Genomic DNA, 976 nt, shown 5'->3' with positions numbered 1-976 from the left:
AACCCACCCAGCCCACAGCCCCGAGCCCCACGACCGACCCAGCCGACGCGGCGGCCGCGACCGCGGCAACCGAGCAGCCCATCGGTGCGGGCGCCGTCACGATCGCCGAGCAACCCACCGGCGCAGACGCGGTCACGGTCGCCGAGCAACCCACCGAGACAGACACCGCCCCGGTCGCCGAACAGGCCACCGAGACAGACACCGCCCCGGTCGCCGAACAGCCCACTGCCGCAGACACTGTCGCGGGCGGTGCTGTGCCACCGGCTGAACCGGGCGCTGCATTCGGCATCGGCACCACCGCCGACCCCACCATCGACCCTGACCCCGATACCGGCACCGGTGCCGGCAGTAGCCCCGGGTCAGGGGTGGCTGATCCGAGCCTGGCCACGCCCGCCGGCCGGGGCGCACCACGGACCTGGCCGATCGGGATCCTCGGCGGCCACCGCGCCCAGATCGTGGTCCACGTGCCCCTGTCGACCCTGCTCGGCGGCGACGAACCCGGCAACGTCGAGGGCTTGGGACCGATCCCGGCCGACGTCGCCACCGCGCTCGCCGCCGGCGGCACCTGGAGCCGGCTCGTCACCGACCCCCTCACCAACAAGGTCGTCGACTACGGCACCACCCGCTACCAGCCACCCCAGAACATGATCGACCGGGTCAAGGCGAACGAGCCCGACTGCATCGCCCCCGGCTGCAGCGCGTCCGCACGGCAGACCGAGCTGAACCACCGCGTCCCCTACCCCATCGGACCCACCAGCGACGACAATCTCGACCCGATGTGCCGCCGCGACCACGTCCTGGTCACCCACGGCGAGTTCTCCTACGAACGTGCCCCGGACGGCACGATCACCTGGCACACCCCCACCGGGCACACCTACCAGCGCGACCCCAACGGCACCATCACCAAGCTCAGTCGCGACCTCCGCCACCCCGGCAGCAACGGGAAGGCCCGGTACCGCAACCCCGACCCCAGACC

1 pseudogene is annotated in these 976 nt (G+C 72.5%); it reads left to right on the top strand.

Features of this window, described 5'->3' with window-relative positions:
* Positions 1-976 (top strand): annotated as a pseudogene (locus HALOF300_RS27155) (hypothetical protein); the annotation flags it as partial.

It is taken from the genome of Occultella aeris, from assembly GCF_902703175.1.
GTDB lineage: Bacteria > Actinomycetota > Actinomycetes > Actinomycetales > Beutenbergiaceae > Occultella > Occultella aeris.
This window is presented reverse-complemented; position numbering and strand designations above follow the sequence as displayed.